Origin of the sequence: Pelagibius sp. (assembly GCF_965249265.1) — a bacterium.
Lineage (GTDB): Bacteria > Pseudomonadota > Alphaproteobacteria > Kiloniellales > Kiloniellaceae > Pelagibius.
The window spans coordinates 162,053-176,042 of the sequence record NZ_OZ252224.1 but is presented as its reverse complement, the minus strand read 5'-3'; the positions used below and the strand labels follow the sequence as shown (position 1 = coordinate 176,042).

Below are 13,990 nucleotides of genomic sequence, written 5' to 3'. Positions count from 1 at the left end.
TTCGTTGCGAGAAGTATGCGGAACGACAGCCCCCCCTGTCCAGCATGGCGTTGACAGGAGCCGGGGCGGTGATGGCATGCTTTCGCTATCGCAAAGAAAGTTGGTTCTCATGAGGGGCCGCAAAGATGCCGAAGTCAGGCAAAGCAGAGCAGAATCTGGCCGTTATCCCTGAGGAAACGCGCGCCGCCTTTCGGCGTGACGGCGTGGTCTGCCTGCGCCAGGCCTTTGATCCGCAGTGGCTCGACCTGCTGGGCAGCGGAATCGCGGAAAACCTGGAGCGGCCCAGTCCGAAGCAGGAGATTCGCCACGGCGACGGCGGCAGCGGCCCCCGCTACATCGAGGACTTCTGGGTCTGGTCCGAGTTTCCCGCTTTTGAAACTTTCGTGCGGCAATCGCCGGCTGCGGCCCTGGCCGCGCAACTGCTGGACGCCCGGCGCATCAATCTGGTGATGGACAACTGGTTTCTGCGCGAGGCCGGCGCCACGGCCCGGCCGCCGTGGCATCACGACATCTCCTACTTCGACTTTGAGGGCAGCATGTGCGTTCTCTGGCTGCCGCTGGATGCCACCGCCAAAGAGGACAGCATCGCCTTCGTGCGGGGATCGCATCTGTGGAATCGCCTGTTCATGCGAACTTTCTTTGCCGATCACCGCGCCGCCGCGGCACCCGGCGTGATCAACGGCCTGCGCTACGAGATGCCGCCGGACATCGATGCCGCGCCGGACGATTACGATCTCGTCTCCTTCGACACCAGTCCGGGGGATTGCGTGTTTTTCGACATGCGTTGCCTGCACGGCGCCCTCGGCGCCAGCACGCCGAAAGCCACCGTACGCCGCTATACGCTGCGCATGGCCAAGGAAGACGGTCACATCCGCTACCGCGGCGACTGGGCGAAGCAGGAGCGGGCGATCATGGAGGCCGCCGGCCACCACGAAGGCGACGCCCTGGTCGGCGATTTCTTTCCGACACTGTGGGAAAACCCACAAGCCGGATAATCGGCGTTGTTTGAAACCGAAAATCCCTCCCCACGTATCTGTTCAGGTAAGCGGGAATTGCGACCCGCCCATCCATCAGCCGCATTCCGATCTGGAGCAGAACAGTGGAAGACTTTTCCCTGCAGGCCGAGTGTTTGGAACGCGCCGCCTTGTCAGACCTTCACGCCGCCGCGCCCGAGGACCTGCGTCACCGTCTGGGACTGGAACTGAAGACCATCGGCACCGCCCTGGCCTCGGTCTCCGCCAAGGACCCCAGTATTGTCGTCAACCGCACCATCGGCCTGGGTATCGAGGCCGCCGACGAGCCCGCCACCATCGAACAGGTGCGCGACGTCTACGAGAACGCCGGGGTCCGGCGCTTCTTTTTTCACCTGCACCCTGACGCGCAGCCGGCGAGCCTGGGCGATGTCATGGACCAAAGCGGTCTGGTCCAGGCGCGCGGCTGGATCAAGTTCCGGCGCGGGGCCGAGCCGGCGCCAAAGGCAAGCAGCGATCTGGAGGTCAGAAGGATCGGACCCGAACATGCCGAGGACTTCGGCCGCATCGCCGGCACCAATTTCGGCCTCAGCGAAGAAGGCTGCGCCTGGCTCGCCGGATTGGTTCACCGCCCACGCTGGCAGCTCTACATGACCTTCGACGGCCAGACGCCGGCCGGCACCGGCGCGCTTTTCATTGACCAGGGCATGGCCTGGCTCGACTGGGGCGCGACCGACCCGCAGTACCGCCAGCGCGGCGGACAGTCGGCCCTGCTCAGCCGCCGCATCGCGGAAGCGCTGGCGGCAGGTTGCCGGACAATGGTGACCGCCACGGGTGAAGAGGTAGAGGGCGACCCCCAGCATTCCTTCAAGAACATTCTGAAGGCCGGATTCCAGCCGGTCTATCTGCGCCGCAACTTCGCCCCGCCGACCCAGGCCTGAGTTCCCGCCGGCCGAACGCGGCACAACCACTAGGCCGTTCGCGAAAGCCTTCGCGAGCGGCCTTTTGCCGTGGCCAATCAGTAGCGTGAATCTGCAGGCGAGTTTTTCCCCGACATTCAACCGGATGACAGTTCATACCACCCGTGGTAACTTTCGATTAAGTACAAGAACAAAAACGCCATAAAATTTCACGGTGATGAAAAAGCACCGAAACGGGGCGTTACCGAAACAGGGAGTCGTGGGGATGCCCATCAAGAACATCGTTCTCATCATTTCAGTCGGCCTCAGCGCCATCATCGGCATCTGGAGCGTGGTCTCTCCGGACGACGTGACCGGCGCTGCGGTGGCGCTGACCTCCGGTGCGCTGGCGTATCTCGACTGGCTGTTCATGCTGACCTGCACGATGTTCGTCTTCCTCGTGGTCTTTCTGGCGGTGAGCCGCTACGGCGAGATCAAGCTCGGCCGGGACGAAGAGGAGCCGGAGTTTTCCACCGCTTCCTGGATCGCCATGCTGTTTGCCGGCGGTATGGGTTCGGGCCTGCTGTTCTGGGGCGTGGCCGAGCCCATGTACCACTTCTATTCGCCGCCGGGCATGGAGGGCCAGACTGCCGAGGCTGCCCGCATGGCCTTCGTCATCACCAATCTGCACTGGGGATTCCACGCCTGGGCGATCTACGGCGTCTGCGCCCTGGTGATCGCCTATTTCGTGTTTCGCAAGAACGCCCCCTCGATGGTCTCGACGCCCATCGAATACGCCCTGCGCCCCCTGCTCGGCGACAAACTGACCCATGGCGTCTCCGTCGCCTCCGATGTCCTGGCCGTCATGGCCGTGGTCTTCGGCCTCGCCGGTTCGCTCGGGATGGGGACGCTGCTGGTGCGCTCCGGTCTGGCGGAAGTCTTCGGGACAGATCCCGGCTCCCTGACCATCGCCATCGGCATTCTGGTGGTGATGACCGTCTGTTTTCTGCTCTCCGCCTGCACCGGCGTCGACAAGGGCATCAAAATCCTCTCCAACGTCAACATGGTCATCGCCATCGTCATCATGCTGGTGGTGCTCTTTGCCGGACCGACGACCTTTATCCTCGATGCCTTCGTGAATTCCATCGGCGACTACCTGAGCCAATTCGTTCTTCTCTCATTCAGGATTTTCTCCTATGACGATTCCCTGCGCGGCTGGACCCACGGCTGGACCCTGACCTACCTCATCTGGTGGATCGCCTGGGGCCCCTTCGTCGGCATCTTCATTGCCCGCATCAGCCGCGGCCGCACCATCCGCGAGTTCTGCATCGGCGTCGTGGTGATCCCGACGGTCTTCTCGATGCTGTGGTTCGCCGTCTTCGGCGGTGCGTCGATGTACATCGAGATGAACGGCGGCGGCGGCCTGGCCGAGGTGGTCTTCGAAGACGTCACCAAGGCGCTCTTCACCTTCTTCAGCTACCTGCCGGGCACCGGCATCCTGAACATCCTGGCGATCATCCTGATCTTCATCTTCCTGGTGACCAGCGCCGATTCCGGCACCTTCGTGGTCTCGATGATGACCACCAACGGCAACCTCAATCCGGACACCAAGACCAAGTTGCTGTGGGGCATCATCATGTCCGCCATCACCTTCGGCGTTCTGGTTTCGGGCAGTGTCACCGTGGCCAAGGCGATGGCCATCACCGGGGCGATTCCCTTCACCTTCATCGTGTTCTTCCAACTCGTCGGGTTCTTCCGCGCGTTGCGGGAGGACGAGTCTCCGGAGATTCGCGATCTCCGCCTGGCCCGCAGGATGGCGCGGGCCCAGGCCGCCGATCAGTCAGCAGGCCAGGCCGGCGGCAGCCGGACGCCGGCAGAGTAGAGGGGGAGAAGAAGCATGACGATATCCAGAAAAGCCGCCACCCTTGTGTTGCTGCTTTGCGGTTCCCTGATGCTTTCGGCCTGCGGTGAGGAGGAGGCGAAGGTCGTGCGCGTCGCGTCCAAAAACTTCACCGAGAACATGCTGTTGGCCGAAATGATGGCGCGCATGGCAGAAGAAGACGGCCTGACGGTACAGCGTGCCATTCCCTACGGCTCCTCTGCGGAGACTTTCGAGGCCCTGAAGCAGGACAAGATCGACCTCTACCCGGAATACAACGGCACCGGCCTGGTCTATCTGGGCCAGCCGCCGATGACCGACGGCGATGCTGCCCTGGCGCGGGTGCGCGAGCTTTACGGTGCGCTGGAGCTGGATTGGCGCGAGCGGCTCGGCTTTTCCAGCGACTACGTTCTGGTGGTGCGCCCTGAAGTCTCTCAGGGACAGAACATCACCAAGATCAGCGATCTCGCACGCCTGGACAGCGTCGACATCGCCGCGGACGACACCTTCGTGGAACGGCCCCTCGACGGCCTCAATCCCCTGGTGCGCCGCTACGGCCTGAAGCCCGGGCAGGTTCTGGCCTTCGATCTCGACGACAGTGGCAAAGACAAGATCGCCCAGGCCGTGCTCGACGGGACAGCCATCGTCGGCGAGCTGTTCCGCACCGACCAGCAGATCGCCAGTTTCGATCTGGTGGTGCTGGAAGACGACCTTTCCTTCTTTCCGGTCTACGAGCCCTCGCCTCTGGTCCGCCGCGAGGCGCTGGCCCGCTTCCCCGATCTGGCCCCCGCCCTGGCCAAGCTGCAGAACAAGGTCACCGCCGATGCCATGCGGGAAATGATCACCGATGTCGAACTGGAGGGACGCAGCGTCGGCGCGGTGGTGCTGGACTACATGGTGGCGGCGGGCCTGCTCGAAGCCACGTCGGAAACCGGCGGCGCCTCCGGGGCCGAACCGCTGATCGTCGCCATGGGGGAACTGGATTCCTTGGCCGGACCCGCCGGCAAGGCGGTGCGCGCGGCGCGCAGCGTTTTTCCAAAACGATCAGTCGCCGTTGAACGGGCCGCCAACCCGCTTGATCTGGTGACCAGCGGCGCGGCCCGCCTAGCGGTGGCCGGGGTCGATTCCTTCTACGAGGTCGAAGGCGACGGCGCGGTTCTCGCGAGCCAGGCCGAGGCCCTCGGCGTCGTCGGCTTCCAGGTGGCCCATATCGTCACCCGCAGCAGCGGTCCCGCCAGCTTGCCCGAGGTGACGAAACTGGGTGTCGGCGAGGCCGGTTCCTCCTCCGACCGGGTGGCCCGCATGGCGCTTGCCGGGCTCGGTCTCGACGGGGTCGCGGTGGTCTCCGGCGAAGCCGGCGAACTGGGCATCCAGTTCGAAGCCATGGCCAAGGGCCTGGTGGACGCCGTCTTCATCATGGCCCCGCTGGGCGATACAACGGTTCTGGAACTGCTTGAAGGCGGCGACTACCGGTTGCTGGCGATCGAGGGCTGGAACGACGGCTCCGCGCCGCTGCGTTTCTCCTTCCTGCGCCAGGCCCAGATCCCCGCCGGCAGCTATGCCGGCCAGGATGGCGCCGTCGAGTCGCTCGGTGTCCAGATGGTGCTGGCCGGTCCTTCGGGCGGACGCGAGGCCTTCGGCGCACAAGGACCGGGCACGACGGGTACCGCCGCCACCCAGCCGATCCCCGACGCCACCATCCTGGAACTGTCCAAGGCCCTGGGTACCGCCGAAGCCGTCGATCCGGCGGCCCCGGTAGCGGCCGCGCTGCGGCCGGCGCTCGACGAGGGACCGCAGCCCCTGATCGCCGATCCCTTGACGTCGCTGGTCAACATCGTGGCGATCCTGTTCCTCGTCTGGATGGTCTACCTGCTGGTCGCCAAACAGCCGCGCCGCCCCGACCAGCCCAGCGATATGCACATCATTCCGGCCAAGTCGGCCGGCGAAACAGATCAGCAGCCGGGCCAGTAGCCGAGAAGGAAACAATAATGTCCAAAAAGATTCTGGTTCCCATCGATCTGGAACATCAATCGTCCTGGCTGAAGGCCCTGCCCAACGGGGTCAACCAGGCCCGCATCCTGGACGGCGAGGTCTGGCTGATGACGGTGGTCCCGCATATTCCCTCCGGCATTGACTGGCGTTATGCCATTCGCGGCGAAGAGCATGGCTCGATCGACTACGATGTGAAGGACTTCGTCAAACAGGCCGAAGAACGGATGCGGGAACTGGCCAAGGAGCACATTCCCGAAGACTACTTCGGCGGCATCATCGCCGCCCACGGCACGATCTATGAGAAGATCGTCGAAGCTGCCGAAGAGATCGGCGCCGAGCTCATCGTGATGGCGGCGCACCGTCCTTCACTGAAAGACTATCTGCTCGGCCCCAACACGGCGCGGGTGGCCCGCCATGCCGCCTGCTCGGTGCAGATCGTCAGGGACTGAAGCCTGCCACTCAACCCAGAGCGTCCCGGATACCGTAGAGACCGTAGGCGCCGGCCAGATAGAGCCGGCGCAGAAACGGCAGGGGAAAGCGCGGCAAGGGCGCCCGCAGAACGGCGGGCAGGTCCGCTGCGCCCTGGCGTCCGGCAACCAGGGCCGCCAGGGCCCGTCCGGCATAGGCGGTAAAGGAAACGCCGTTGCCGTGATAGGCCAAGGCAGCGTAGAGCCCCTTCTCCTCCAGCGCGCCGACGAAGGGCACCAGCGGCTTGGACAGACAGACCAGTCCGCGCCAGGAAAACTCGGTTTCAACGTCCCGCCAAGCCGGAAAGTGATGCTCGAAATCGCGGCGCAGGCGCCGCCTTCCCCGCTCGCCCGCCGCCGGCGAACCGGAGACGCCGCCCCGCCCGCCGAAAAGAAACCGTCCGTCAGGCAGCAGGCGAAAGTAGTGCAGCAGGTGGCGGCTGTCGGCACACATGGTGGTGTCGGTCCAGCCCTGGGCGGCCTGCTCATTGTGACTCAAAGGCCGGGTGACGATGATGTCCGAAATGACCGGCAGCAACCGCCCGGCAAGATCGGGCAAGCGCGCTTCCTCGCTGTAGCCGTTGGTCGCGATAATCACCTTGCGGGCCGTCATGCGGCCCTGCGGTGTGGTCAGACTGAAACCGCCGCCCTGGCGCTGCAGTGCCAGGACCGCCGAGTTGCCGTAGACCCGCACCCCGGCGTCGATGGCCGCCCGCGCCAATCCCCGCAGGTACTTCAGTGGGTGCAGCCCGACGCCGGGCGGCACCAGCAGGCCGCCGTGAAAGTCCGCCGCCGCGAGGCCGCGTTCAGCCAAGGCCGCAGGCTCCAGCAGCGGGCAGTCGAGACCAAAGAGGTCGCGAAACTGGGCCTGCTCGGCGCGCAGTTCGGCAAGCCGGCCCGGCTTGTGGGCCAGCAGGATCTCACCCTCCCCGGTCAGGTCGGCATCGATCCCGCGCGCTTTGCAGAAGGACCTGACGAGATCCACGGCCTCGACCTGGATCTGGAAAAAGCGGCGTGTCTCCTCCAGACCGTAGCGCTTCGCCATGGCGGCATAGTCGAGCTTCGCGCCGCCGAGGCAACAGAAACCGCCGTTACGCCCGGAAGCCCCCCAGCCGGGTGTTCCGGCTTCCAGCACCGCTACATCGGCGCCTTCTTCTTCCGCCAGGGTCAGGGCGACGGTGAGCCCGGTGAAACCGGCGCCGATGACCGCGATGTCGCAAGCAGCGTCTTCCGTCAAAGGCGGTGTCGCCCGGCCGAGAGGCCGCGCCGAGGCCTCCCAATAGCTGCCGACCGCCGCATCGCGGTCATAGAGGGCATCGTGGTAGAGACGGGTCATGCGCTTGTTTGGTCTCCGCTTTTGCCTGCGCAAGATAGACCAGAACCCGCTCTAGGAAGAAAGCCTTTGCCGGAGTATCCTTATCCATCCGTGAGCGGCGGAGCAGTCAGGAGAAAGAGCGGACCATGGGATTCTTCAGCAAACTTTTCGGCGGTGGCGGCGAGAATGATGCCCCCTCGGCAGAAGCGGTCGAATACAACGGCTTTCAGATTCAGCCGGCGGCACGCCGCCAGGGCGGCCAATGGCTGACCGCCGGATTCATCCGCAAGGAGATCGGCGGCGAAATGAAGGAGCACAGTTTCCTGCGCGCCGACACCCATGGATCGCAAAAAGACGCCGACGACTTCGCCCTGATGAAGGGGCGTCAGATCATCGACGAACAGGGTGAGCGGATCTTCAAGGATTGAGACAACACAAGATGGATCTCGATAGCTTTCGCAACAGCCTGACTACGGACAGGCCGCCGGCGGAGTTGAGCCCCGCTCTGACCGCGCTGTGGCAGGCCGCCAAGGACGACTGGGACACCGCACACCAAACAGCCCAAAGCGACTCTTCCGCCGAAGGGGCCTGGGTGCACGCCTATCTGCATCGCGTCGAAGGCGACGAGAGCAACGCGGGCTACTGGTACCGCCGCGCCGGCAAACCCCATGCGCGGAACAGCCTGGACGAGGAATGGGCCGAGATCGTCAGCGCCCTGCTCTAGCGGGCTGCTGGAAAGCCGAGCTTTCAGCGCAAACATGCTTCGAGACGGCGCCCACCAAAATGGAGGGCGCCTCCTCAGCATGAGGTCGTATCTCTGAAGTCAAAACCAACCTTATCCTGAGGAAGCCCCGCCAGGGGCTGTCTCGAAGGATGCCAAAGGCTTCATCGTCTCTTTCTTGGCAGCTTACCTAAGCGTTCTCTGCCACCGTCGACCGTAGATGTTGCTCCAGGTATTCGCCCAGGGCTTCCGCGGCGGCATTCTTTTTCTTGCTGCTGCGGTGCAGCCGGACAACGACATCGCCCAGCCGCGGCAGACCGGCGCCGGCATCCAGGACCGGCACCTCCGGACCGATGGTTCCGGCGGCAAAGGCCGAGATCCCCAAGCCCGCCTTGACGGCAGACTGCAGGCTTGCCGAACAGGAACTGGTATAGACCAGACGGTAGTCGAGACCCTTGTCGGCTAGGTCCTGCAGGATGGCGTCCCGATAGAAGCAGCCCTGCGGATAGATCACCAGAGGCAGGGGCTCGTCCCGGCGCGCCAACAGCTTCTCGCGCCCGACCCAGACGATCGGCTCCCGCCACAAGACACCGCTCTGGCGTGGCTCCCGGCGGATCTGGCGCATCAACACCAGATCGAGTTGTTCAGAGCGCAACTGGTTTGCGAGATCGACGGCAAGGCCCGCCACGACCTCTATCTCGAAGCTCGGATGCTGCTTCATGAAGCGGTTGAGGATCGGCGGCAGTTGCTTCACGGCAAAGCTTTCCTGAGTGCCCAGGCGCACCTTGCCGGAACCCGCCGGCAGACGCAGCGCCGCCAGGGCATCGCTTTCGATTTTCAGCAGGTCACGGGCATAGTTCAGCAGCACATCGCCCTCCGGCGTCACCGAGACACCCTGCTTCGAGCGCATCAGCAATCGGACCTTGGTGAGCAGTTCCAGCTTCGAAATCTGACCGCTGATCGTCGACTGGGAACGGCCGATCAGATGCCCGGCATTTGTGAGACTTCCGGTATCGACGGCGGCCACGAAAGTCCTCAGCAATTCAAGGTCTAACTGGGGTCGGGGATAGTGCCCGGTAGCGGATACATCCATCGGAAACCTCCATAGCAGGTATCAGAAATCCGAATGTGACATCAGGTTGTGGATAAGACAATCATATTGCCCAGGCGTCGTCCAAGGCGCCGTCAGGAAGGCAGGAACAATGGAAGAGCGGATCCAGGATGGGGGGCCGCTTGAACTGGGCGGTTTCTACGCCAGTTCAGAACTGCTGGAGCGATTCAGCAACCAAGTACAGTCATTGATCGGGGCCGCTGATCGGGCAGCGGCGAACGGAAATCCGGAAGGCCAGTTTGCGGCCTTGCTGGCGCTTGAGTCCGTGCTGCTGAGTGATCTCCTGAATGAACAGGAGGCGTCGGACTTCGTCAGCAGGCCGGAGATGCAATCGGCCATCAAGACCAGCCAGCGGATCTTCGCAGCCTTCGAGTCGCGGCTGGAGGATGCCTTTGTCGCCGACATCGCCCGCGTCAAGGTGCCACAGCGCTATCTGAGCGACTGCGACTCCGTCACCCGCAACTACCTGGCCCGCTACCGCGGCCTCGCCGCCGCAGAGGTGGCCCTGGCCAGGGTGGGACCGGCGGACCGGGTGGCCTTTGTCGGCGCCGGTGCGCTGCCGATCACGGCGCTGGAGTACATCCGCACCACAGGCTGTCATGTCGACGGCATCGAGATCCTGGGCGAGCGGGCCGCAGCAGCCGAGGCGGTCATCGAGCGCCTGGGCTTCGCCGACCGGCTGACCATGATCAATGCCGACGGCAGCACCATCGACTTCTCGACATACTCCGTGATCCTGGTCGGCGTGCTGGCGGAACCCAAGGCGGCGATCTTCGCAAGGCTCGCCGCCACCGCCGCGCCGGAGGCCCGGGTGATCTGCCGCACCACAGAGGGGTTGCGCCAACTGATCTACCGGCCCACGGCAGCGGCAGCCCTGTTGCCCTATCAGGCTCAAGCCATCAACAGAGCCAACGGGTTCCAGACCCTCTCCACCCTGCGCCTGGTTCAAATAGCCCTGAAACCCGGAGCGGCCGCCTGATGGATATCCATTTCGGCCTGCTCAGCGTTGCCGGGGTTTGGGCCCTCGCCGCGATGTCGCCGGGCCCGAACTTTCTGATTTCGGCACAGGCCACCCTCTTGCTCGGCCGCCGCAAAGGCTTTGCGACGGTCCTGGGCATCGTTTGCGGAACGGTGATCTGGGGACTGGCCGGGTATTTCGGGCTCTCCGCCGTGATGGCAGCCGCACCCGCCGCCTTTGTCCTGCTCAGCATCGGCGGCGGCGCCTATCTGATCTACCTCGGCCTGCGGCTTATCTACGGGTCGCTCGGCTCCTCGGGCATGGGCGCATCCCTGCACGAGGACATTCCGAGCGAGACATCGGCCTGGCGGCGCGGTCTCTTCACCAATCTCTCCAATCCCAAGACGGTTGCCTTCGTCGGCAGCCTCTTCGTCGCAACACTGCCCGCGCCGACCCCCCTCTGGGTCGGCCTCGCCGCCGTGGCCATCATGGGCGTCACTTCCTTCACCTGGTACTCGCTGGTGGTCGCAACCCTGTCGTGGCCGCAGATCCAGCAAGCCTATAGCAAGGCCCAGCATTGGATCGATGCCACTGCCGGCCTCGTCTTTATCGTCTTGGGAATTCGCCTGGCCGTCGCCGATCTGGCAGCCGGCGCCTAGAACCTTTTCAAATCATCTGAAACCGCCTGACCAAAGGCCTTGGAAGTAGAACCGCTTCATCGCCCTTCCTAATTGCGAACAGTAATCGATCGCTTGTCACAATTGTCCAAGCCAAGGAGGTAGAACCGTGTCAGACGTCATAGACCGAAGCACCACAGAGCGAAGTCCCGCAGATCGAAGGCCGGGCAGCTTGCCGGACCTGGATCTGGCAAGCGTCGAGATCCCCGCGCAGACGTTCTTTCAGATTGCGCCGCCGACACAGCTCGCGGAAACGCTGCGGCTCAGACTTACCGAACAGTGCTATCTGCCCAAAGCCAGTGATCCTCTAAAAGACTGGATTGCAAGGGTCGCCTGCCCGGCCTTTCAGAACTATCGCCGCCGCCGCCCCCTGGCGGCAGAACGCCTCGAGCGCTTCTGCACCATCGGCACCGGGGCCGGGCTCGACGCCCTGGTTGCCGCCGAGATTCTGCGGCCGGGATTGATCGCCGTCACCGACCTGCACCGCGACGTCGTCGACCAAGCCATGAGCAACATCCTCGCCAACCTCGAGACGCCGGAACGCCTGATCCTGCGCAGCGGCGTCGGCGATCTTTTGGCACCGTTTCAAAACAGCCAGCTCCGTTTCGATCTGATTTACGAGAACCTGCCGAACATTCCCCTGCCCGACGGTGTCTCGCTCGATGACGGTCAGGCCAGTTCCAGCTTCATCGCCGCCCGCGGTGAAAGCGTTCCAGCCCTGGCGCAAAGCTATCTCATGGATCTGCATTACGCCTTTTTGCTCCAGGCCCATCGTTTCCTCAATCCCGATGGCGCAGTGCTCTGTTCGATCGGCGGCAGGCTGCCGCTGCAGGCCATGCTTCAGACCTTCGCCGCCGCCGGCTACGACGCCGAGATCATTCTCTATAGCTGGAAAATCCAGAGCGAACCGGATGAGGTAATCACCGGTTACGCGGAAGCGCAGCAGGCGGGCCACGGTCCCTTCCATTTCTATCTGGCCGAGGACCTCGCGGCCTTCTTTGCCAAACAGCCGGAGATCACCGGCAATGCTGGGGCCGAGGTGCTGGAGAAACAGCTTCGCCCGAAGCAGATCGATGCCGCAACGGCCCTGACGCTGCATCGCCAGGGCAAGACCATCGGTCATACAGTCGCCGTTATCGAAGGACGGCCGAAGAAAGCCGCTTAACTGGTGCTCGTTTCGGGCCGGTGCCGCGGATGTCCGATCCGCGGCACCGCCGCCAGCAGTTTTTGCGTGTAGGGGTGGCGGGGTTCGCCGAACACCTGTTCGACCGGCCCTTCTTCGACGATCTCGCCCAGACGCATCACGGCCACCCGGTCGGCGACATGACGCACCACCGCCAGGTCGTGGGAAATGAAGAGATAGCCCAAACCGAGCCGCTCGCGCAGGTCCATGAAGAGGTTCAATACCTGAGCCTGAACAGAGACATCCAAGGCGGAGACCGGCTCGTCGGCGACGATCAAGGCCGGATGGGTGATCAGCGCCCGGGCGATGGCGATGCGCTGGCGCTGGCCGCCGGAAAACTCGTGAGGAAACTTCTCGGCATCACGCGCCTTCAGGCCGACCGATTCCAGCACCTCGGCAATGCGCGCCCGGCGCGCCGCAGCATCGACGCTGCTCTCCAGCGCGTCCAGCGGCTCGGCCACGATCCAACCGACCTTGCGGCGCGGATCGAGCGAGCCGTAAGGATCCTGGAACACCATCTGGGCATGGCGGCGCAGGCTGCGCAGTGCCTTGGGCGACAGCGAAAAAACATCCTGCTCCATCAGTTCGACCCGCCCGGCAGCGGGACGTTCCAGGGCCAGGACAGCACGGGCCAAGCTTGATTTGCCGCTGCCGGATTCGCCGACCACGGCGAGGCTCTCACCACGGGCAATCTGCAGGTTGACACCATCCAGCGCGCGGTGGCGCGGCGCCGGGGCGAGGAGGCGTTGGCGCGGCAGAGGATAGTCCAGAACCAGACCCTCGACGCGCAGCAAAGTCTCCACCCCCTTCGGATTGCCGGTCACGACGGAGTCTCTCCTTCATGAGGATGAAGACAGGCGACGGCATGGCCCGGCACCAGCAGTCTTTCGCCCGGCGGGCACGGCAGGCAGACATCGGCAGCACGCGGACAGCGCCCGGCAAAGACGCAGCCTTCAGGACGGTCATGGGCATCGGGCACCTGACCGGGAATGGTCGCCAGGCGCCGCCCCGCCGGCAGAATGTCTTCCAGAGCACCGGGGGAAGCCGCGAGCAGACCACGGGTGTAGGGATGGGCCATGCGGGCGAAGACCTCCGCCGTCGCCCCGCGCTCGGCCACCGTGCCGGCATACATGACCAGCATGGCCGCCGTGTTCTGCCAGACCACCGCCAGATCGTGGGTGATCAGCATCAGCGCCATCTTCGAACCCGCCGTCACTTCGGCAATGAGGGCCAGGATCTCCGCCTGGCTGGTTACGTCCAGAGCCGTCGTCGGTTCATCGGCAATCAGCAGCGCCGGATCGCAGGCCAAGGCCATGGCGATCACCACCCGCTGGCGCTGCCCGCCGGAGAGCTGGTGCGGATAGAGATCGGGGGAGAAACGCGGTTGCGGCAGGCCGACCCGGTCGAGCAGCTTCAGCGCCCGCGCTTCGGCCTCACCCCGCCCGAGGCCGAAGTGCCAGCGCAGGCCCTCGACCACCTGAAAGCCGATGGTCTTCACAGGGTTCAGCGCCGTCATCGGCTCCTGAAAGACCATGGCGATACGCCGCCCGCGCAGGGCACAGAGCGCCCGTTCATCCAGGGTCAGCAGATCCTGGCCCTCGAAGTCGATGCGACCGCGGCAGCGCGCCGCCGCCGGCAACAGGCCCATCACCGCAAGGGCGGTCATCGACTTGCCGCAGCCGGACTCGCCGACGATGCCCAGGCTCTCCCCCGGCGCGAGATCGAAACTCACCCGGTCCAACACCGTCGCCGGGCCCTCCGGCGTATCGAGGGTGACGGTCAGGTCCTGCAGGCTGAGAAGGCTCATGACATCCCCC

Annotated in this window: 14 protein-coding genes; 10 read left to right on the top strand and 4 right to left on the bottom strand. The window is 64.4% G+C overall.

Going from position 1 to position 13,990, the window contains the following annotated elements; all coding sequences use genetic code 11:
* The first annotated feature begins 125 nt into the window (after nucleotides 1-125).
* The 5 genes from ACP146_RS00860 (at nucleotide 126) to ACP146_RS00840 (ending at nucleotide 6,190) form a co-directional block, all read left to right on the top strand.
* Nucleotides 126-995 carry a phytanoyl-CoA dioxygenase family protein gene (locus ACP146_RS00860; protein WP_422364871.1) on the top strand — a complete coding sequence of 290 codons (870 nt, stop codon included), beginning with the start codon at nucleotides 126-128 and terminating at the stop codon, nucleotides 993-995.
* Nucleotides 996-1,099: 104 nt separating this feature from the next.
* The gene (locus ACP146_RS00855; protein ID WP_422364870.1) at nucleotides 1,100-1,912 is read left to right on the top strand and encodes a hypothetical protein; all 813 of its coding nucleotides are present in this window, start codon (nucleotides 1,100-1,102) and stop codon (nucleotides 1,910-1,912) included.
* Between the two features lie 244 nt (nucleotides 1,913-2,156).
* Complete coding sequence (locus ACP146_RS00850) at nucleotides 2,157-3,752, top strand: BCCT family transporter (RefSeq protein WP_422364869.1); 1,596 nt, start codon at nucleotides 2,157-2,159, stop codon at nucleotides 3,750-3,752.
* Nucleotides 3,753-3,767: 15 nt separating this feature from the next.
* A complete protein-coding gene (locus ACP146_RS00845; protein ID WP_422364868.1) occupies nucleotides 3,768-5,720 on the top strand; it encodes a glycine betaine ABC transporter substrate-binding protein in 1,953 nt (650 codons plus the stop codon).
* Nucleotides 5,721-5,737: 17 nt separating this feature from the next.
* A complete protein-coding gene (locus tag ACP146_RS00840; protein ID WP_422364867.1) occupies nucleotides 5,738-6,190 on the top strand; it encodes a universal stress protein in 453 nt (150 codons plus the stop codon).
* A 10-nt stretch (nucleotides 6,191-6,200) separates the two neighbouring features.
* Here ACP146_RS00840 and ACP146_RS00835 read toward each other — a convergent pair whose 3' ends face one another.
* Entirely contained in the window at nucleotides 6,201-7,544 is a 1,344-nt protein-coding gene (locus tag ACP146_RS00835; protein WP_422364866.1) for an NAD(P)/FAD-dependent oxidoreductase, read from the bottom strand.
* Between the two features lie 125 nt (nucleotides 7,545-7,669).
* Between ACP146_RS00835 and ACP146_RS00830 the strand changes: the two genes are divergently transcribed.
* Both ACP146_RS00830 and ACP146_RS00825 read left to right on the top strand, forming a co-directional pair.
* Complete coding sequence (locus tag ACP146_RS00830; RefSeq protein ID WP_422364865.1) at nucleotides 7,670-7,951, top strand: HlyU family transcriptional regulator; 282 nt, start codon at nucleotides 7,670-7,672, stop codon at nucleotides 7,949-7,951.
* An 11-nt stretch (nucleotides 7,952-7,962) separates the two neighbouring features.
* The gene (locus tag ACP146_RS00825) at nucleotides 7,963-8,247 is read left to right on the top strand and encodes a hypothetical protein (RefSeq protein WP_422364864.1); all 285 of its coding nucleotides are present in this window, start codon (nucleotides 7,963-7,965) and stop codon (nucleotides 8,245-8,247) included.
* A gap of 187 nt (nucleotides 8,248-8,434) precedes the next feature.
* On the opposite strand, the gene ACP146_RS00820 is transcribed toward ACP146_RS00825, so the two are convergent.
* Complete coding sequence (locus ACP146_RS00820) at nucleotides 8,435-9,337, bottom strand: LysR substrate-binding domain-containing protein (protein WP_422364863.1); 903 nt, start codon at nucleotides 9,335-9,337, stop codon at nucleotides 8,435-8,437.
* Nucleotides 9,338-9,446: 109 nt separating this feature from the next.
* Here ACP146_RS00820 and ACP146_RS00815 point away from each other — a divergent pair, with 109 nt between their 5' ends.
* From ACP146_RS00815 to ACP146_RS00805, 3 genes are all read left to right on the top strand, one after another.
* Nucleotides 9,447-10,334 carry a nicotianamine synthase family protein gene (locus ACP146_RS00815; protein ID WP_422364862.1) on the top strand — a complete coding sequence of 296 codons (888 nt, stop codon included), beginning with the start codon at nucleotides 9,447-9,449 and terminating at the stop codon, nucleotides 10,332-10,334.
* Nucleotides 10,334-10,972: a LysE family transporter gene (locus ACP146_RS00810; protein ID WP_422364861.1), complete on the top strand. Its 639-nt coding sequence runs from the start codon at nucleotides 10,334-10,336 to the stop codon at nucleotides 10,970-10,972. Before ACP146_RS00815 ends, ACP146_RS00810 begins: the two co-directional genes overlap by 1 nt.
* A 190-nt stretch (nucleotides 10,973-11,162) precedes the next feature.
* A complete protein-coding gene (locus ACP146_RS00805; protein ID WP_425032143.1) occupies nucleotides 11,163-12,155 on the top strand; it encodes a hypothetical protein in 993 nt (330 codons plus the stop codon).
* Here the strand turns inward: ACP146_RS00805 and ACP146_RS00800 are convergent.
* Entirely contained in the window at nucleotides 12,152-12,997 is an 846-nt protein-coding gene (locus ACP146_RS00800; RefSeq protein WP_422364859.1) for an ATP-binding cassette domain-containing protein, read from the bottom strand. The two genes, ACP146_RS00805 and ACP146_RS00800, sit on opposite strands and share 4 nt — an antisense overlap.
* Entirely contained in the window at nucleotides 12,994-13,980 is a 987-nt protein-coding gene (locus ACP146_RS00795; RefSeq protein WP_422364858.1) for an ABC transporter ATP-binding protein, read from the bottom strand. The genes ACP146_RS00800 and ACP146_RS00795 overlap by 4 nt, the downstream gene beginning before the upstream one ends.
* Nucleotides 13,981-13,990: the final 10 nt, after the last annotated feature.

Bases quoted from the DNA above. Each gene is read 5' to 3' on its own strand.
- ACP146_RS00860 (WP_422364871.1), top strand. From the start codon at position 126: ATGCCGAAGTCAGGCAAAGCAGAGCAGAATCTGGCCGTTATCCCTGAG.
- ACP146_RS00850 (WP_422364869.1), top strand. From the start codon at position 2,157: ATGCCCATCAAGAACATCGTTCTCATCATTTCAGTCGGCCTCAGCGCC.
- ACP146_RS00845 (WP_422364868.1), top strand. From the start codon at position 3,768: ATGACGATATCCAGAAAAGCCGCCACCCTTGTGTTGCTGCTTTGCGGT.
- ACP146_RS00840 (WP_422364867.1), top strand. From the start codon at position 5,738: ATGTCCAAAAAGATTCTGGTTCCCATCGATCTGGAACATCAATCGTCC.
- ACP146_RS00835 (WP_422364866.1), bottom strand. From the start codon at position 7,544: ATGACCCGTCTCTACCACGATGCCCTCTATGACCGCGATGCGGCGGTC.
- ACP146_RS00830 (WP_422364865.1), top strand. From the start codon at position 7,670: ATGGGATTCTTCAGCAAACTTTTCGGCGGTGGCGGCGAGAATGATGCC.
- ACP146_RS00825 (WP_422364864.1), top strand. From the start codon at position 7,963: ATGGATCTCGATAGCTTTCGCAACAGCCTGACTACGGACAGGCCGCCG.
- ACP146_RS00820 (WP_422364863.1), bottom strand. From the start codon at position 9,337: ATGGATGTATCCGCTACCGGGCACTATCCCCGACCCCAGTTAGACCTT.
- ACP146_RS00815 (WP_422364862.1), top strand. From the start codon at position 9,447: ATGGAAGAGCGGATCCAGGATGGGGGGCCGCTTGAACTGGGCGGTTTC.
- ACP146_RS00810 (WP_422364861.1), top strand. From the start codon at position 10,334: ATGGATATCCATTTCGGCCTGCTCAGCGTTGCCGGGGTTTGGGCCCTC.
- ACP146_RS00795 (WP_422364858.1), bottom strand. From the start codon at position 13,980: ATGAGCCTTCTCAGCCTGCAGGACCTGACCGTCACCCTCGATACGCCG.